Annotated in this window: 13 protein-coding genes; 5 read left to right on the plus strand and 8 right to left on the minus strand. The window is 73.2% G+C overall.

Annotated elements, in window-relative coordinates:
* Window positions 1-10 precede the first annotated feature (10 nt).
* The 3 genes from HDG68_RS02105 to HDG68_RS02115 form a co-directional block, all read right to left on the minus strand.
* Window positions 11-1822, minus strand: a complete 1812-nt coding sequence (locus HDG68_RS02105) for a glycosyltransferase family protein (protein ID WP_343037385.1) — start codon at window positions 1820-1822, stop codon at window positions 11-13.
* A gap of 221 nt (window positions 1823-2043) precedes the next feature.
* Window positions 2044-3504, minus strand: coding sequence for an NCS2 family permease (locus HDG68_RS02110; protein ID WP_172148779.1), 1461 nt, complete (start codon window positions 3502-3504; stop codon window positions 2044-2046).
* A gap of 255 nt (window positions 3505-3759) precedes the next feature.
* Window positions 3760-4524 (minus strand): DUF3800 domain-containing protein, encoded by a 765-nt coding sequence (locus tag HDG68_RS02115; RefSeq protein ID WP_216647875.1) that lies wholly within the window; start codon window positions 4522-4524, stop codon window positions 3760-3762.
* Window positions 4525-4645: 121 nt separating this feature from the next.
* On the opposite strand from HDG68_RS02115, the gene HDG68_RS17300 reads away from it, so the two are divergent.
* The gene (locus HDG68_RS17300) at window positions 4646-4888 is read left to right on the plus strand and encodes a DUF2530 domain-containing protein (RefSeq protein ID WP_172148783.1); all 243 of its coding nucleotides are present in this window, start codon (window positions 4646-4648) and stop codon (window positions 4886-4888) included.
* An 8-nt stretch (window positions 4889-4896) separates the two neighbouring features.
* Here HDG68_RS17300 and HDG68_RS02125 read toward each other — a convergent pair whose 3' ends face one another.
* From HDG68_RS02125 to HDG68_RS02145, 5 genes are all read right to left on the minus strand, one after another.
* Complete coding sequence (locus HDG68_RS02125; protein WP_172148785.1) at window positions 4897-8082, minus strand: sacsin N-terminal ATP-binding-like domain-containing protein; 3186 nt, start codon at window positions 8080-8082, stop codon at window positions 4897-4899.
* Window positions 8079-8903 carry a DUF3027 domain-containing protein gene (locus HDG68_RS02130; RefSeq protein WP_172148786.1) on the minus strand — a complete coding sequence of 275 codons (825 nt, stop codon included), beginning with the start codon at window positions 8901-8903 and terminating at the stop codon, window positions 8079-8081. Before HDG68_RS02130 ends, HDG68_RS02125 begins: the two co-directional genes overlap by 4 nt.
* A 14-nt stretch (window positions 8904-8917) precedes the next feature.
* Window positions 8918-9301, minus strand: coding sequence for a cold shock domain-containing protein (locus tag HDG68_RS02135; RefSeq protein WP_172148787.1), 384 nt, complete (start codon window positions 9299-9301; stop codon window positions 8918-8920).
* Window positions 9302-9407: 106 nt separating this feature from the next.
* A complete protein-coding gene (locus HDG68_RS02140) occupies window positions 9408-10106 on the minus strand; it encodes a TetR/AcrR family transcriptional regulator (RefSeq protein ID WP_172148788.1) in 699 nt (232 codons plus the stop codon).
* A gap of 104 nt (window positions 10107-10210) precedes the next feature.
* Window positions 10211-11710, minus strand: coding sequence for a sugar transferase (locus HDG68_RS02145; protein WP_343037386.1), 1500 nt, complete (start codon window positions 11708-11710; stop codon window positions 10211-10213).
* A gap of 287 nt (window positions 11711-11997) precedes the next feature.
* On the opposite strand from HDG68_RS02145, the gene HDG68_RS02150 reads away from it, so the two are divergent.
* The 4 genes from HDG68_RS02150 to HDG68_RS02165 all read left to right on the plus strand — a co-directional run bounded on the left by HDG68_RS02150 (window position 11998) and on the right by HDG68_RS02165 (window position 18487).
* Window positions 11998-12915 carry an NAD-dependent epimerase/dehydratase family protein gene (locus tag HDG68_RS02150; RefSeq protein WP_216647876.1) on the plus strand — a complete coding sequence of 306 codons (918 nt, stop codon included), beginning with the start codon at window positions 11998-12000 and terminating at the stop codon, window positions 12913-12915.
* Between the two features lie 36 nt (window positions 12916-12951).
* Window positions 12952-15228: a helicase-associated domain-containing protein gene (locus HDG68_RS02155; protein WP_172148789.1), complete on the plus strand. Its 2277-nt coding sequence runs from the start codon at window positions 12952-12954 to the stop codon at window positions 15226-15228.
* A 188-nt stretch (window positions 15229-15416) separates the two neighbouring features.
* Window positions 15417-17096 carry a DNA repair helicase XPB gene (locus HDG68_RS02160; RefSeq protein WP_172148790.1) on the plus strand — a complete coding sequence of 560 codons (1680 nt, stop codon included), beginning with the start codon at window positions 15417-15419 and terminating at the stop codon, window positions 17094-17096.
* Between the two features lie 146 nt (window positions 17097-17242).
* Window positions 17243-18487, plus strand: a complete 1245-nt coding sequence (locus HDG68_RS02165; protein WP_246253426.1) for an AI-2E family transporter — start codon at window positions 17243-17245, stop codon at window positions 18485-18487.
* Window positions 18488-18518 lie beyond the last annotated feature (31 nt).

An 18518-nucleotide genomic window follows, 5' to 3' on the forward strand; every position in this document is an offset into this window, starting at 1 on the left:
TTCTTCCTTCTCAGATCATCGCGTGCGACTCGGCACGCCCGTAGAACGCCACGTCGCCCGTGGCGAGCAGCTCGGCATCGGAAATGGTCCAGGTGTGCCGCCCCTGTCCGGAGCGCACCTGGATGAAGTTGAAGCGGTCGGCGGAGTACACGCGGGCACCCGCGTCGACGGCGGCACGCAGGAACCCGGTGTCCTCCCCCGTCGACGTCGCGGTGAACCGCACCCGGTGCGCCAGGTCGCGGCGCGCCACGATCGTGGGCCCCATGACGAAGTCCGTGAACCGGTGCTCCCGGTCGGCGAACCGCAGCAGCGTCGCGTCCTGCGACTCGACATGCATGTAGTGGGCCTGCTTGCCCACGACGTCGGCACCCGAGAAGGCGAGCGCGTCCAGCTGGTCACTGAGGTACTGCGCCCCGTACAGGTCGTCGTCGTCCATCTTGGCGACCACGTCCCCCTCGGCGACGTCAACCAGCCGGTTCAGACAGGCACCCAGCGGCACGTCGGCGTCTGCGGTCAGCAGCACCACGTCGTCGATGCCGGCGCGCTTGGCCCGCAGCCGCAGCTCCTCGTCGTCCACCGTGAACCCGTGGGTCAGCAGCGCGAGCTGGACGTCCACGCCCTCCTGCGAGCCCACGGACGCCAGCACGTGGTCGAGCTGGTGCGGACGGTTCGTGGACACCAGGGTGGTGACGCTCGGCCGCGGGACGACGGCGGAACTCGCCAGTCCGGCGTCGTGCAGCACGCGCTGCGCCCGGGCGCCGTACGTGTGCTCGCGCCAGATGCGGCGCTGGCCGAGGTGCACGGCACGGTCGCGCAGCTCGGGTGAGCGCACCAGCGCGCGGACAGTGTTGGTGGCCTCGTCCCGCGTCGAGACGGAGAAGACCTCGTCACCAGGGAAGAACTCCCCGGTCGCGGCGCTCGGCGTGGTGACCACGGGCGTGCCACAGGCGGTGATCTCGAAGATGCGCCGCGCGCACATGCTCGGCGAGTCCACCACCGAGTTCACGTTGAGGAACACCTTGTAGTCGCGGTACGCGGTGAGCATCTGCTCGTACGGCAGCGACCCCACCACACGGGAGGCGTACGGCTCCGGGAACTCGTACCGCTCGTCCTGCCCGGCGAACCGGCTGAAGATCTCCAGCCCCAGGGCCATCTTCGGCGAGGCGTCCAGGGCGCCACCGAGCAGCGTGTGCATCTGTTCGCGGCGCTCGGGGTACTTGTGGGCGAACCAGGTGCCCGCGAACGCGACGTCACGCTCCGGGCCGGCGCCGTCGGCGCGCACCGGGTTGTGGATCGCGGGCTGCGCGGCGAACTCCAGCACCCCCACCCGGTCGTGGCCGAGAGCCTCGCGGTAGGCGCGCAGCCGGTTGACGTCCGTGGTGTACACGCGGTCGAAGAGCCGCGCGGTGTCCACGAAGTCGTCGAAGTGGACCGGATCCTCCTTGTTCCAGAAGACCGTCGGGATCCCCCGCTCATGGCACGCGGCCAACATCTCCGTCACGGCCGGGCGCGGCGCCGTCGGACCAGTCAGGTGGTACCGCCAGGCACCGCCGTTACCGGCCCACGCCGACTCCACGAACACCAGGTCCAGGCCGTCGAGCTGCTCCACCCACGACGACGGCTTCAGCAGCACCTGCTGCCACTCCGGCCCGAACGCCATGCGGGAGAAGTCGTCCAGCACCACCCCGACCCGCAGGTCCCGTGCGGGCGGGCGCTCCGCCGTCGTCCACGCGTCGTAGACCAGGCCACCCTGCGTGGTGAGCCGGGCGCCACCGCGCCGCTGCGGACCCAGTGCCGAACGGCGCCGGAGGAACTCGCGCACCTGGGCGATTCCGCCGTCGCGAAAGTGCCACAACGCGGTGCGGGCAGTACGGACATACCCGTCCGGTCGCGAGCCCATGGAATCCCCCTTCCAGTGGCGCGTCAGCCGCAGCGGAGTCTACGACGTCCTTGGTGCCCGAAGCACCCACCGACCAACAGTTGAACGGCTATTCCGGGTGAAAAGTTGACCTTCCGGACAGATTCCCGACCCGCTGGCGCGATTCAGAGGCCGAACGCCTGCTCGATCGGCTCCAGGAGGAAGTAGACGACGAACAGCAGCGACGCGATCCACATCAGCGGGTGGATCTGCCGCACCTTGCCCAGGGCCAGCTTGATGACCACGAACGCCAGGAAGCCCGCACCGATGCCGTCCGCGATCGAGTACGTGAACGGCATGATCACGATCGTCAGGAACGCCGGGATCGCGATCTCCACGTTCTTCCACGAGATGTTCGCGACCTGCATCATCATCAGGTAGCCCACGAACACCAGCGCCGGCGCGGCCGCCTCGTACGGCACCAGCGCCACCAGCGGGGACAGGAACGTCGCCAGCAGGAACGCCACACCCGTCGTCACCGACGCCAGACCCGTGCGCGCGCCGTCGCCCACACCCGACGTCGACTCCACGAACGCCGTGTTCGAGGACACCGACCCCATGCCGCCGAACATCGCGGCCAACGAGTCCACCACCAGGATCGCGCGCGTCTTCGGCGGATTGCCCTTCTCGTCCAGCAGGTTCGCCTCGGCACCCACGGCCACCATCGTGCCCATCGTGTCGAAGAAGTCCGCGATGAGCAGCGAGAACACCAGCAGCAGCACTGTGACCGCCGCGATGCTCTCGAACGAGCCCAGCAGCGAGAACTGACCCAGCAGGCCCAGGTCCGGGATCTGCACGACGCCGTCCCACGTGGGGGCGTTCAGGTTGAAGCCGTTCGGGTTGCCACCCGCCTTGCTGCCGATGCTCAGCGTGTTCTCGAGGACCACCGCCAGGATCGTCGCGGTCAGGATGCCGATCAGCATCGCCCCGCGCACCTTGCGCACGAACAACGCGATCACCAGCAGCAGCCCGACGACGAACACCAGGATCGGCCACGTGCCCAGGTTGCCGAGAGCCAACGCCGTGCCCTCGCCCTGCACCACGAACCCGGCGTTCACGAACCCGATCAGCGCGATGAACATGCCGATACCCACGCTGATCGCCGTCTTCAGCTCCAGCGGCACCGCGTTGAACACCGCCTCGCGGAACCCGGTCAGCACCAGCACCAGGATGATCAGGCCCTCGATGACCACCAGACCCATCGCGTCGGCCCACGTCACGTCCGGCAGCCCCGCGATCGAGTACGCCACCACCGCGTTCAGACCCAGACCCGCCGCCAACGCGATCGGGAAGTTCGCGAACACGCCCATGAGGATCGTGACCACACCCGCCACCAGGGCCGTCGCCGCAGCGACCATGCCCAGCGAGTCCGGCGTCGCCTCCGCGCCACCACCCAGCACCTGGCCGGTGCCGTCCGGCACCGTGCCGATGATCAGCGGGTTCAGGACGATGATGTAGCTCATCGCGAAGAACGTGACGATGCCGCCACGGATCTCGCGCCCCACGGTCGAGCCTCGTTCGGTGATCTTGAAGAAGCGGTCGAGGCCGCTCTGCCCGGACGAGGGCACGGTGGTCTGGTTCGCCATGGCAGCAATCGTGCCAGAGGTGTGAAGGAACTCGGGAGACGGGCGGACGTTTTGGTCCAGTTCGTCCTCCCGGCGGGGCCGTGACGGTGGCCACGCCCGGACGTCCCGCCGTCGTCGTTGCTGAGTACAGCCGACCCCGGTACGACGCGGCTGCATCGTGTTAATCTGGCATTGGCAGGGCCCCATATGGGCTGCGAGTCCATCCACGGGGTCCTGCACCTCGCGGACCCCCGGCCACGGCCGGGGGTTCTTGCGTTACTCAGGCAGCCAGACGATGCCGTCCCGGGCGTCGTCACCGCGGTACCAGTGGTTCTTCAGCCGCATGTACGCGCGTATCGCGTCGGCCACGACCTTTCCCTCGCCCCAGATGTCGGGCCGCTCCTGTCGGTGACGGTGGTACGCGCCATATGCGATGAGGTCGGCCGCCTGGATGAACTGGCTGTACCTGCTGTCCTGCATGACGACGTCCTCGACGACCCGCCGTGTCGCGATGTCCAGATCTCGGTGAGCGCGCCGAAACGGCGCCGCGTTCCGCACCGCGGACTCCCACATCTCTGAGAGCTCGGTCGCATCCGGCTCCCCCTGTCCCGCGTGCGCACCCTGCTTCCCGTCGTAGAAGACCAACAGGTGGTCGTCACACGCCTCGGCCCAGTCCTCGAGCCAGGCGACGAACTGGGCGTACAGACGAGGCTTGCGGACTTCCGGGCTCGCGATCGTGACGGCCTGCCACCCTGGAACGCGAGCGAGACTGTTCAGCATGATTCGCCCGGTCGCGGCGCGCTGACGCGTGCCGAAGCGTCGCTCCTCCGTGCTCGACTCGCAGAAGCGACCCCGCCCCTTGTACAACAGGTTGGCGTGCAGCTCCGTGTTCTTGCCGACGCCGAACTGGCGATGGATGTCCCGGCGTCCCTGCAACCACGACTCCAGCAAACCGCTCCACCGTTCCACCGGCACCATCAACGCGCTGAGAGTTGTGCCGTTCTTGGAGTCCCCAGAGTCATCGACGTAGCAAAGGTGCACGTCACGGAGTATGGCAGCAGGACGTAGGTGGCCAGCCGTTGCCTTCGGAGAGTTAGCCGACGCTGCGGTCCTCCACTCGCAGCAGTCAGCCGATGCGGTCGACGAACCGTACGATCGTCCTGTGCCCTCCGTGCTCACGCTGCTGCTCCACCCCGAGCAGCGCCGACCGGCGCCTCCGCCGCCGCACGCCGACCTGACGCGCGTCATCTGGCTCGGGATCGCCGTCTGGGTCGTCGCCCTGCTGGTCGCGACCTCGCTGCTGCTGTTCGCGAGCGGGTCCGTGGAGTTCGTGGCGACCTGCGGGGCCGGCATCGCCCTCGGGCTGCTGGGGCTCCCCTGGGCCCGGCGCCACCGCGACGACTGATCAGCCGCTCAGCCCCACGCCGTCGTCGCCCACAGCGCGACCGCCCGCTCCGGCTCCGCGAGCACCGCCGCCAGCAGCGCCACCCGGTCCGGACGCCCGAGACGGTCCGCCAACCCGGAGGCCAGGCCCGCCGAAGACGTCGCGTGCACGCGCCCCGCCGAGTCCACCCACCACGGCACCGGCCGTCCGGCCACGGACAACCGCTCGTGGAAGTACCAGACGCGCGGCAGCCGGTGGTCGAGCCCGGCCACCCGCGGCTCGAGCTCGCGCTCGTCACCCAGCAGGTCCGGGGCGGGCAGCCCGTCCTGGCCGGCCAGAGGAAGATCCAGCAGCTCGGCCAGCGCCTCCGCATCCCCGGCGGGCGCCGGGATGACCGCACCGAGCGCCGCCCAGCGTGCCGTGCCGGCCACCTCGACGTCGTCGGCGCGCTGCACGACGACGGAGCTCGCGTCCAGCGCGGGCAACCGGTCGGGCAGCGGGTCCAGCGCCGCCGAGCGGTCCGCCGAGTCGAGCCGGCTCGCCAGGTTCGCCAGTCCCCGCCACACCACGAGCGCGTCCCGCAGCGGCAGCGCCGAGCCCACGTCCGGCAGCCGGTCCAGCGCCGCCGGCCAGTCCGTGGCGTCCAGGTCGCCGAGCGAGTCCGCGCCGCCGAGCGCCCGCCGGGTCGCGGCGTCGAGCCCCGCCACCGCACGCGGTGCCGGCGGCAGCAGGGGGACGCCGTCGTGCAGGGCGAAGGGGGCGCCGAGCCGCTCGCGCAGCCACCACGCCGTGTACGACGGCGCGCTAACGCGTCCGCGCCGCACCGGCGTGAGCAGCGCCTGGCGGATCACCGGGTCCACCGCGAGGTGGGCGAGCACATCGTCCCATGCCGCGTCACCCACCGCGTCCAGGTCGGCCACGGCCTCCAGGTCACCGAGCGCGACCCCCGCACCGAACCGGACCGCCAGCAGCCGCAGGTAGTCCGACCAGCCCGAGAGCCAGCCCGCCGGGTCGTCCGGGCCGCCGCCGTCCAGACCGGCGTCCGACTCGTCCGCCTCCGGGGTGACGACGTCGCGCACCGTGTACACGTCCGGATCCGTGCGGGCGCCCGCCGAGGCCAGCACCGGCGCCCCGTACCGGGCCACGTACTCCACGTCGACAGGGTCCAGGCCGTCGAGCACCTCCGCCGCCCACGTGCCGGGCAGCGTCGCCTCGCGCAGCGCCGCCATCTCCCCCGACGCCGTCGGCACCGGCAGCTCGCCCGTCCAGAACGGGGCGTCCACACCCCCGGTGAGGCGCACCAGCGCGAGCGCCGAGTCCACGATCTCCTGCTCGCCGTCGTCCGCGTCGCCGTCCAGCACCGCCTCGGCGGCCTCGAGGGCGGCGCGCCGGACCTCCGGGTCGTGCAGCATGCGCTGGGCGTCGGTGACCACGGCACCCGCGCGCACCAGCAGCGGGTGCGCCACGTCCGGGTGCACCACCCGCAGCCCCAGCACGCGGGCCGTGGCCGCCAGGGACGCCTCGTCGCCGTCGTCCACCGACCCCTCCGGCAGCACGACGGCGCCCCGCACCCCGGCCATCCGACCGTCGGCCAGCGGCACCCGGACGCCCGAGAGCGCCTCGAGCACCCCCGGCTCGTCGGCGTGCGGTGCCAGGGCGCTCAGGACGCCGTGCCAGCGGTCGGTGGGCACACCGGCCGGCAGGTCGTCGACCAGGTCCGCGAGCGGCGCCACGGTGGCACCCAGCGTCCGGACCGTGGCCTGGTGGCGGACCGGCACCGCGACCAGCCCCGGGAGCACCGTGGCCAGCGCGGCGACCAGCTCGCGGTCCTCCCCCGCCGACCCGGCGATCACCAGCGCGTCCGCCGGAGCCGTCAGGTGGGTGTCGGACTCGCCGGGGGCCGGGAGCACCGGCGTGGCGCGCAGGGCCTCGACGGCGGCCCCGCGGATCGCGGCGTCCAGGTCCGACGCCGGCAGCCCGGTCGGGACCAGGTCCAGCGGTTCGATCCCGGTGGCGTGCCCGGGGGCTCGGTCGGTGGTGCTGGTGGCGCCGGTGGTGTCGCTGGCGCCGGTGGAGCCGGTGGTGCCGGTGGTGCCGCCCGAGCGGTAGCGCTGCGCGGCGACATCACCCACGAGCTCGGCGTACGCGCGGCCGGCCTCGGCGGCGAGCCGGTCGGTCGCCGGGCCGGGCAGCACGTGCCGACGACCGGCCTCCACCGGGAACGTCGCGATCAGCGCCGCGGGCAGGTCGACGCGGATGTCGGTCGGGGTCGGGGCGTGCAGCACCCGGCGCAGGCGGGGCGCGCCCTCCGGGGTGCCGCCGTCGGGCACCAACGCCCACGTGAGCGACCACCCGGCGCGGCGGTGCTCCCGCGGCAGGTCGGCGAGCTCGGCGTCCGTGAACCGGCCCCCCACCGTCCGTTGCGGGCGCGACTTCTGGCCCGAGATGAGCCTTTCGTCCCGGTTCTCGACCCCACGTTCTGCGCCCACAGCGTCAGGGAGGGCGTCGGACGGGGCCACGGACAACGACAGGTCCGCGATCCCCGGGAACGCCAGCAGCAGCACCTCGTCCACCTGCGCCACCTGCGCGTCCACCGCCCGCACCGCCGCGTCGTCGCGCAGCACCAGCTCCACCACCGTGTCCCACGGGCCCTCGGCGTCCAGCGGCGGCACCGCGAACGGCAGCCGCAGCACCGGCAGGTCGTCGCCGCGCCCGACGACGTCACCCGCCAGCCGCACCGCGTCCGGCCGCGCCGTCAACCCGTCCACCAGGTCGCGCGTCTGGTCCAGCGAGAACCGCACGCCACCCGTGCGCGAACGCACCGTGACGTCGTCGGACACCGCGCGCACCGCCGCGAACCCCACGCCGAACCGGCCCACCTGGCCCTCGTCGTCCTTCGCCGAGGCGCGCAACGACGCCAACGACGCCACCCCGTCCGCGTCCAGCGACGCGCCCGTGTTCGACACGCGCAGCACCCGCCGCGCGGCATCGAGCGTCAGGTGCACGCGCCCCTCAGGAGCGGAACCCGGGGCGGCGGCGCGCACCGCGGCGTCCGAGGCGTTCTGCAACAGCTCGACCACCACGCGGTCGCGGTAGTGGCCGCGGGCGTGATCCTCCTCGGAGTTCGCATCCTCACGGAAGCGTGTGGCGGACCCGAGCCACGCCTCCGCAACCCCCTGCCGCAGCGCGGCGGTCCCGAAGACGTCGTCCGTCACTCGTCCGGGTCACCGTCCGTCTGCTCAGGACGACCCGCCGGCAGATCCACCGGCTCGATCGTCGACTCGTCGATCAGCGGGTCGTTCGCCGGCCACTCGCTGCGCCGACGGCGCACGTCCGTCTCCGAGTGCGCCCCGCAGCCGTGGTCCAGCGACACCACCTTGCCGTCGTCGGGCGACCACTCGTTGGCGCACACCGCGAACAGCTGACCCAGCGGCCCCTGCAACGGCACCAGGAACCCGCACGTCGAGCACTCGGAGTCCGAGGCGACCGCCCCGCGCGACGTCGGCCCCTGCGAGCCGCGGTACCAGCGCTCGGCGGCCTCGTCGCGGCCCTGCGGGGACAGCACCCGCTGGCGGGCCAGCGCCAGCTCGTCGATCGCGACCTCGTCCTGCTCCTCGTCGCCCGACGGCGTCCAGCCCGGCTCCAGGCGCGGGTCGTCCGGGCGGAACGGCAACGTGTCCCCCGGGCGCACGTCCCCCGGACGCAGCCGCTCCGACCACGGCACCCACTCCGGCGCCAGGATCGCGTCGTCCCCGGGCAGCAGCTCGACCTCGCACACCGTCGCCGTCCGGCCGCGCGGCACCCGGGCCAGCGTCACCGTCCAGTGCCAGCCGTGATAGCCCTTCATCGCCGCGGCGAAGCGGTGCGACATCAGCCGCTCACCCTCCGCCAGCGTGCCCAGGTGCTCACCGACGTCGTCCGGCGACCCGGCGACGTCCTGCGCCGCGGCGCGCGCCAGCTCGACGGCGCCCAGCAGGACGGCGTCGTTGCGGGCGCGCGAGCTCACGCGGCGCGCCTTGGCAGGTGCCGAAGCCATGTGCACTCTCGCAATCAGGAATCGAGGTTGTCGGCGACCGCGCGCAGCATCGTGGCGATCCGCCGGCCGGCGTCGCCCTCCGGATACTTGCCGCGCTTGAGCTGGTCGCCCGTGCGGTCGAGGACACGGATCAGGTCCTCGACGATCCCCGCCATCTCCGACGGCGCCTTCCGCTTGGCACGGACGACCGACGGCTTGGGGTCGAGCAGCCGCACCGAGAGCGCCGACGGGCCACGCCGTCCGTCGGCCACACCGAACTCGACGCGCGCGCCCGGCTTGGGGGCCTGCTCGTCGGTCGGCAGCGCGGAGGCGTGCAGGAAGACCTCACCGCCGTCGTCGTCGGCGATGAATCCGAAGCCGCGATCGGCGTCGTACCACTTGACCTTGCCGGTGGGCACCTGAACCTCTTCGTGCTCGTCGTTCTCTCGGCCGCTCGATCGGGGTGATCGGGGCAGTGACCCAGAGTACCGGGGCGCGGGCCCCGGCGTCGCATCCGTCTCGCCGTCAGGGGGTGGCGGCGGGCCGGATGCCGGCGTCGGCGCCGAGACGGGCGACGACGGCGTCGAACCAGTCCGCGGGGTCGCTCACCGCGTTGTTCAGGTGCCCGAACAGCTCGAACGAGACCGTGCCGAACAGCCCCGTCCACGCCATCAGCACCCGCGCCACCACCTCCGGCGGCGGTTCGGGCCACCCGCGCTGCACGACGACGTCCCGCGCCCCGGCGACGAGCGGCGCCACCTCCGAGACCACCGGTGCGGCCTCCCCCTGCGCCTCGGCGGCGATGCGGGCCAGCAGCAGCACCACGCGGATCGCCGGCTCGATCGTGTCCTGCGGGGCCGCGTACCCCGGCACCGGCGTGCCGTACAGCAGGGCGAACTCCCCGGGATGCGTGACGCACCACTGCCGGGCCGCCCGGCACGTCGCGAGCCAGCGGGCGGCGTGATCGGCACGCGGCGCCTCGGTCTCGGCGTGCTCGACGACGTCGCCCAGCTCGTCGTAGCACTCCACCAGCAGCCGGGTCAGGAGCGCGTCGCGGCTCGGGAAGTACCGGTAGACCGCCGAGGAGACCATGCCCACGTCCCGGGCGACCGCCCGCAGCGACAACGCGGCCGGACCGTCGGCGGCCAGCCGGGCGCGGGCGGCGTCGAGGATCTCGCGGGTGATGCTCTCGCGGGCGCGTTCACGGGCGGTGCGGGCGGTCATTCGGACACCCTTGCACGGCAGAGCGGTGATCGCGAAACGGGTCGGCGCTCGCCGCGGTGAGCGCCGGACACCTGTCAGCCCGGGGCCCGCTGGGCGGACGCCCGCTAGTAGGCGCCGCTGCCCCGGAGCACCGCCTGGGCGGTGCGGGCCAGGATCAGCACGTCGCCGAACGGCGTCCAGTTCTCCGCGTAGTACACGTCGAGCCGCACGGCCTCCTCCCACGGCAGGTCGGAACGGCCACCCACCTGCCACAGCCCGGTGATCCCGGGCTTGACCAGGAGCCGGCGCCGCATCCGCGCCTCGTAGCGGGAGACCTCCTGCGGCAGCGGCGGGCGCGGACCGACGAGCGACATCTGCCCGGCGAGCACGTTGAACAGCTGGGGCAGCTCGTCCAGGGAGTAGCGGCGCAGGTGCTTGCCGACCGCCGTGACGCGCGGGTCGTCGCGGCGCTTGAACAGGACGCCGTCGCCGTCGTTCTGGCCGGCCAGCACCTCCTGCTCACGGTCCGCGCCGACCCGCATGGTGCGGAACTTCAGCATGGGGAACGTGCGCCCGCCGCGGCCGACCCGGTGCTGGGTGTAGAACACCGGACCGGTGCTCGTCAGACCCACCAGCAGGGCGGTGACCACCATGACCGGCAGCACGGCGAGCGTCACCAGCACCGTCAGCGTCCAGTCCATGGCGGTCTTGGCCACGTACTTGGGGCCGGCGAACCGCGGGGCGTCGACGTGCAGCAGCGACACCGACTGCTCGGGGGTGATGGTGATGCGGGGGCCGGCGACGTCGGCGAGCTCGGCCGTCAGCATCAGGTCCACCCCGATGGGCTCGAGCTCCCAGCCCAGGCGGCGCACGACGTCGGCGGTGATGCAGTCCGACCCGGAGACCGCCACGCACTGGGCGCGGGTCTGGCTCGCGATCGTGGCCGCGCCGTCGAGGTCGCCGAGGACGGGCACGCCCAGGATCGTCTCGCCGGGGTGGATGGTGCCCGTGGGCACGCAGACGCCGACGACGCGGTAGCCGGAGGGGCGGTCGTTGAGCTCGTGGATGAGTCGTTCGGCCTGGTCGCGCAGCCCGATGGCGAGCACCGACGTCGTGCAGTCGCCCTGCCCGCGCCGCCGGATGAGGAACCGGCGCCACGACCACCGCCCGACCAGGAGCAGCACGAGTCCCACGGGGAACGCGATCAGGAGGATCTCGCGCAGGCCGGGCCAGGCGAACAGGAACGAGACGAGGGCCAGGGCGGCGAAGAGTCGCCAGGTGGCGTCGAAGACGCGCTGGAACTCCTGGGGGCCGGAGGCGAACACGCGGGGGTCGTAGCCGCGGCTGAGCGCGACGGAGACCGGCCATGCCGCGACGACGAGCACGAGGATCGCGAGCTGGTGGACCTGGACGCCGGACGCCGTCAGCACGTAGGGGCCGTCCCGCAGCACCGCGGCCACGAGGACGGCGAGGAGCGCGACGGCGGCGTCGGTGGCCATGAGCCGACGGCGGTAGGAGGTCTGCCACCGACCCGCTCCGAAGGTGTCGCGGACCTCGCGCAGGCGCTGGGCACGTACTGCTGCCAGCGCGCTGCGGGTCTGGGCCCGCACCTCGGCGATCGACACGTTCGGACTCCCTCGTGAGTCGGTTGACCTTCCCGATGTTAGGAGTGCCGAATCGCTTCGACAGTACCTTCGGCACGCCTTTCACCCGCGCTTTCACCCGTGCTCTCAGCCGCGAGATCTCGCGGTTTTCACCCCCTGATTCACCCCGGGGATCGTTGCGTGCGACGTCGCGCTGTGCATGGCTCGCGCCGATGTTTCGAGAGCACCGCTCTTGTGCTGCACCGCGTCTGGTGCCAGAGTGGGCACACCGATACTGAGAGCACCGCTCTCTGAAAGGAGCATCGATCATGGCCCATCACCTCGTCGTCGGCGCCGGACCCGTCGGGCGTGCCGTCACAGACCTCCTCGCCGCCGACGGCCACGACGTCACCGTCGTGACCCGCTCCGGCCGCGACACCGGCGTCCCCGGCGTCCGCCACGTCGCCGCCGACGCCTCCGACCCCGACGTGCTGAGCGCCGTCGTCCCTCCCGCCGACGTGCTCTACAACTGCGCCAACCCCACCGACTACACCCGCTGGGACACCGTCTGGCCGCCGCTCGCCGCCTCGCTGCTCACCACCGCCGAACGCCTCGGCGCCGTCTACGCCATCACCGGCAACCTCTACCCCTACGGCCCCGTCGACCGGCCCATGACCGAGGACCTGCCCGACGCCGCCACCGACCACAAGGGGAGGCTGCGCGCCCGGATGTGGGCCGACGCGCTCGCCGCGCACCGCGAGGGCCGGGTGCGGGCCGTCGAGGTGCGCGGCTCGGACTACGTCGGCCCCGGCGTCGGGCAGAACGGGCACCTGTCCCGCGTAATCCCGGCCGCGCTGCGGGGCCGAACCGCCGTGATGATGGGCCGCACCGACCAGCCGCACACGTTCACCGACGTGCGCGACGTCGCCCGCACCCTCGTCGCGGCCGCCGCCGACCCGGGCGCGCACGGCCGCACCTGGCACGTGCCGTCGAACCCGCCGGTCACCCAGGCACGCGGCCTCGCGGACGTGCTCGCCGCCATCGGACACCCACCCGTGCGCACCGTCGGGCTGCGCGGACCCGCCCTGGCCGCCGTCGCGGCCTTCTCCCCGCTGCTGCGCGAGCTGCGTCAGCTCATCTACCAGTTCAAGCGGCCCTACGTGCTCGACGACGCCGCAGCGCGGGAGCGCTTCGGCATCACGCCGACGCCGTGGGCGGAGGTCTGCCGCGCCACCGCCGCCGGCTGAGCCCCCGGGTCAGCGCCGGGGCGTAGCATCGATCCGATGGCCGCCACGTTCACCGAGTGGGTACGTTCGCGCTCCGACGACGAGCTCGTGACGCTGCTGCGCGCCCGCCCCGACCTCGGCACCCCCGCGCCCTCCACCCTGCGCTCCTTCGCCGCGCGCGCCGGCAGCCGCACCAGCCTCGACCGGGCCGTCGCCCACCTCGACGCCGGGCGGCTGCAGATCCTCGAGTCGCTCCTCGCGCTGTCCGACGGCGGCCCCCCGGTCACGCTCGAACGGCTCGCCGCCGCGATCGGCGCGCCCGAGTCGGGGTCCGCCATCGCGCAAGTCCTGGACCGGCTGCGCGCCGCAGCGCTCGTGTGGGACGACGAGACCGGCATCCACCCCGCCCCCGGGCTCGACGAGGTGCTCGGGCCCTACCCCGCCGGGCTCGGACCGGCGGTCGCCGACGGCCCGGACCTCACCCGTCTCGACCACCTCGGACCCGCCGCACGCCACGTCCTCGACGCGCTCACCTGGGGCCCGCCCGTCGGCGTCGTCCCCGCCGCCGGCACGGACGCCCGCCGCGCCGTCGACGCGCTCGTCGACGACGGGCTCCTGCACCGCTCCGGATCACGGCACGTGCTGCTCCCCCGCCCCGTCGGCCTCGCGCTGCGCGAAGGCCGCACCCACCAGGCACCCGACCTCGACCCACCGCGGCCCGACGCCCGCGAGGTCCCCGACCCCAGCACCGACGCCGAGGCCGCGGCCGCCGCGCTCGACCTGGTCCGCCGCGTCGCCCGCCTGATCACCGCCTGGGACGACACCCCGCCGGCCGTGCTGCGCGCCGGCGGCCTCGGGGTGCGCGACCTGCGACGCACCGCCCAGCTCCTCGAGTGCGACGAACCCACCGCGGCCGTCGTCCTCGAGATCGCCGCGAGCGCCGGCCTCGTCGCCGACGACGGCGACAGCCCCGCCACCTACCGGCCCACGGTCGCGGCGGACGTCTGGGAGGGTTCGGACGACGCAGACCGCTGGGCCGCCCTGGCCCTCGCGTGGTCGACGTCGCGGCGGACCGCCTGGCAGGTGGGGTCCCGCGACGAGAAGGGCGCCGTGCGCGCACCGCTGGCGCCCGACCTCAACAAGCCGTGGGTGCCGCGGCTGCGCGACCAGGTGCTCGAGACCCTGGCCGCGCAGCCGGGCGCCGCGCTCGGGGTCGACGACGTGGCCACGGTGCTGCGCTGGCACTCACCGCGCGCGGTGCCCCCGGACGCCGCCGTCGCCGGGCTGCTGCGCGAGGCGGCGCTGCTCGGGGTCACCGGTGCGGGGGCGCTGTCGGCGCCGGGACGGGCGCTCACCGCGGACCCCGACCCGGAGGCGCTCGCAGACGCCCTGCGGCAGGTGCTGCCCGCCGAGGTGCCGGAGATCCTGCTCCAGGGCGACCTGACGGGGATCGTCCCGGGCCGGCCGTCGCGGGAGCTGGCGCGACTCATCGACCAGGCCGCGGACGTGGAGTCGCGGGGTGCGGCGACGACGGTGCGGTTCACGACCGCCTCGGTCACCCGTGCGCTGGACCACGGCCGCGCCGGCGAGGACCTGCTGTCCGAGCTGGCGTCCCGCTCCCCCGTGCCCGTGCCGCAGCCGCTGGAGTACCTGGTCAAGGACACCGCGCGCCGGCACGAGGCACTGCGAGTGGGGGCCGCGCAGTCGTACGTGCGGGCGGCCGACCCGACGGTGCTGGCGGGACTGGCCGAGGACCCGGCGCTGGCGTCGTGGGGGCTGGTGCGGCTGACCCCGACGGTCCTGGCGGCGGCCGTGCCGGCGTCGGAGCTCCACCAGCTGCTGCGTGAACGGGGTCTGCTGTCCGCGCTCGAGGGTCCGGACGGGCGGGCGCTCGGTCGGTTGCGGCGGCCGGACCGGTTGGACCGCGGCCGGTGGTCGCGGCGCAGCGGGTCCGGTGCCGTGCGGACGACGACGGACGAGGCGCGCGCCGAGCTGGTCGCCCGAATGCGGGGCGGCACGGGGGGCTCGGGGGGCGGCGCGTCCGACGACGGCACCCCGGACGGCCGGGGCGCTGCGGGACGCTCGGGGCCGGGCACGGCGGGTGCCGCCGTCGTGCGGCCGGAGCCCGGCGACGCGCTGGCCGAGCTGACCGAGGCGCTGCGCGACGGGAGATCGGTCTGGGTGGAGATGGTCGGCGGCGCCGGGGCGCTGGAGCGGCGCGAGCTCAAGCCGCTCAAGCTCGACGGCGGGCGGCTGCGCGCGCTGGACGCCGACCGGGAGGCGGAGCTGACCATCGCGGTGCACCGCATCGCGGCGGTGGAACCCACCGACTGACCCCCTCCCTCGACCGTTGTGGGCGCACTTCGTGGCCCGATATGCGGCTTTCCTCCTGGTCGAGGACCACACGACGTGCGCCCACAACGGTCGAGGGAGGGCATGCGCGTCCGCGCGGAACACGACAGGGGTCCGCGGCGTTGGCATCCTGGACGTCTGCCCGGCGTCCGCCCCGCGGAAGGACACGCATGCCCGACGGCTCCCTCATCGTCCAGAGCGACAAGTCGATCCTGCTGGAGGTCGACCACCCCCGTGCCGAGGAGGCGCGGCGCGCGATCGCGTCGTTCGCCGAGCTCGAGCGCGCCCCCGAGCACATCCACACCTACCGGCTGACGAACCTCGGCCTGTGGAACGCCCGCGCGGCCGGGCACGACGCCGAGCAGGTCGTGGACACCCTCATCGAGCACTCGCGCTACCCGGTGCCGCACGCGCTGCTGGTCGACGTCGCCGAGACGATGGGCCGCTACGGCCGACTCACCCTGCACTCGCACCCCACCCACGGGCTGGTGCTGGAGTCCACCGACGCCGCCGTGCTGGCCGAGGTGCTCAAGTCCAAGCGGACCAAGGGCCTGGTGGGCGACCGGATCGACGACAGCTCCGTCGTCGTGCACCCGTCCGAGCGCGGCAACCTCAAGCAGGCCCTGGTCAAGCTGGGGTGGCCGGCCGAGGACCTCGCCGGGTACGTCGACGGCGAGGCGCACGCCATCGACCTGCGCCCCACCACGAACCCCGTCTACCCGGGCGAGGAGGCCGCCGACTGGACGCCGCGGCCCTACCAGCAGCAGGCCGTGGACGGGTTCTTCCACGGCGGATCCGGCGTCGTGGTGCTGCCCTGCGGTGCCGGCAAGACGATCGTCGGTGCGGGCGCGATGGCCGAGTCCAAGACCACCACGCTCATCCTGGTCACCAACACGGTCAGCGCCCGCCAGTGGCGCGACGAGCTGGTGCGCCGCACCTCCCTGACGGAGGACGAGATCGGCGAGTACTCGGGTTCCCGCAAGGAGATCCGCCCCGTCACCATCGCGACGTACCAGGTGCTGACCACCAAGCGGAAGGGCGTCTACTCCCACCTGGAGCTGCTCGACGCCCGCGACTGGGGCCTCATCGTCTACGACGAGGTCCACCTGCTGCCCGCCCCGATCTTCCGCATGACGGCGGACCTGCAGGCGCGCCGTCGGCTCGGCCTGACGGCCACGCTGGTGCGCGAGGACGGCCGCGAGGACGAGGTGTTCTCGCTGATCGGGCCCAAGCGGTACGACGCGCCGTGGAAGGACATCGAGGCGCAGGGCTACATCGCGCCCGCCGACTGCGTCGAGGTGCGCCTCACCCTGCCCGAGCACGAGCGCATGGTCTACGCGACCGCCGAGCCGGAGGACAAGTACCGGCTCGCCGCCTGCGCGCCGGGCAAGAACCGGGTCGTGGAGCGGATCGTCGCCGACCACACCGACGACCAGGTGCTGGTGATCGGCCAGTACATCGACCAGCTCGAGGAGCTCGCCGCGCACCTCGACGCGCCGCTGATCACCGGGTCGACGACGGTCCGCGAGCGCCAGCGGCTGTTCTCGGCGTTCCGTTCCGGGGAGATCTCGCGGCTCGTGGTCTCCAAGGTCGCGAACTTCTCGATCGACCTGCCCGAGGCGTCGGTGGCGGTGCAGGTCTCGGGGTCGTTCGGGTCCCGGCAGGAGGAGGCGCAGCGCCTGGGTCGGGTGATGCGCCCCAAGCAGGACGGGCGGACGGCGCACTTCTACGCCGTCGTCGCGCGGGACACCGTGGACCAGGACTTCGCGGCGCACCGTCAGCGGTTCCTGGCCGAACAGGGGTACGCCTACCGCATCGTCGACGCGGAGGACCTGGACGCCGTGCCGTAGCCCACCCCGCTGTGGGCGCAGTTCTTGGCCCGCTGTGCACCTTTTGAGGTGATCTCGGAGCGCGCGAAGTGCGCCCACAGCGCCGCGGGAGGCTCGCCGGGGTGCGGCGACGCGACAGTGGCACGGCCGCGCAATACGGTGCGGTCATGGCCGATCACGACGGCGACCTCGACGACGGCGCCACGGCGACCAGCCCGCCCCCGGCCGGCGACGACGGCGGACGCCCGGTGCTGCACGACTCCAAGCGGCCCCCGCGCTGGGTTCCGCGCGTGCTCGTCATGGGCGCTGTCGCCGTCTTCGCGGCCGCCTGGGTGTGGGGCGCGATCCAGCAGCTCAACACCGTCTTCGTCTACCTGCTCATCGCGTTCTTCATCGCGCTGGCCCTGGAACCGATCGTCGTCTGGCTGGTGCGGCACGGCTGGCGCCGCGGCGTCGCCGCGGGCACGGCGTTCTTCGGGTCGGTGATCGTCGCGATCGTGGTGCTGGCGATGTTCGGCAACCTGTTCGTCCAGCAGCTCGTGCAGCTCGTGGGGAACCTGCCCGGCCTGTACGTGCGCATCAGCGAGAGCATCGAGGCGAGCTTCGACGTCGACCTGCCGGCGTCCGACGACCTGCTCGAACAGCTCCTCGCCGAGTACGGCACCGACGTCGCCACGGGCACCCTGGCGATCGGGACCACGGTGGTCGGCGCCGTGTTCGCCTCGCTGACGATCGGGCTGGTCACCTACTACCTGATGGCTGCCGGCCCGCAGTTCCGGGCCGCCGTGTGCCGGTGGCTGAGCCCCAGCCGCCAGACCGAGGTGCTGCGCCTGTGGGAGATCACGCAGGTGAAGGTGTCGGACTTCATCAGCTCGCGCGTGGTGCTCGCGGCGCTGTCCGCGGCCTTCACGGCGGTGTTCCTGGTGATCGTGGGCACGCCGTACGCGCTGCCGCTGGCGCTGTTCACCGGCATCGTCTCGCAGTTCATCCCCACGATCGGCACCTACATCGGCGGTGCCCTGCCCGTCGCCGTCGCGCTCACGTCCCAGGGGGTGCCGCAGGCGGTCGCCGTGCTGGCGTTCATCATCGCCTACCAGCAGCTCGAGAACCTGTACTTCTCCCCCAAGGTGTCCGCCCGCGCGCTGGAGATGAACCCCGCCGTGAGCTTCGTCGTCGTCCTCGCGTTCGGCGCGGTGTTCGGCGCGCTCGGGGCGTTCCTCGCGCTGCCGATCGCCGCCACCATCCAGGCCGTCGCCAACACCTACCTGACCCGCCACGAGCTGGTCGACTCCGACATGCTGCGCGACCCGTCCGGCCCCGCCCCCAAGGGCGGACGCCGCGCCCGGAACCTGCGCGCCGCGCGCGAGGCGGCCCGCACGGTCGCCGAGCGCCGGGCCGACGGCATCGAGTAGCCGTCCGCCCGACGGCGGCCCCACCGAGGTC

The organism is Isoptericola chiayiensis, assembly GCF_013149805.1.
Classification (GTDB): domain Bacteria; phylum Actinomycetota; class Actinomycetes; order Actinomycetales; family Cellulomonadaceae; genus Isoptericola; species Isoptericola chiayiensis.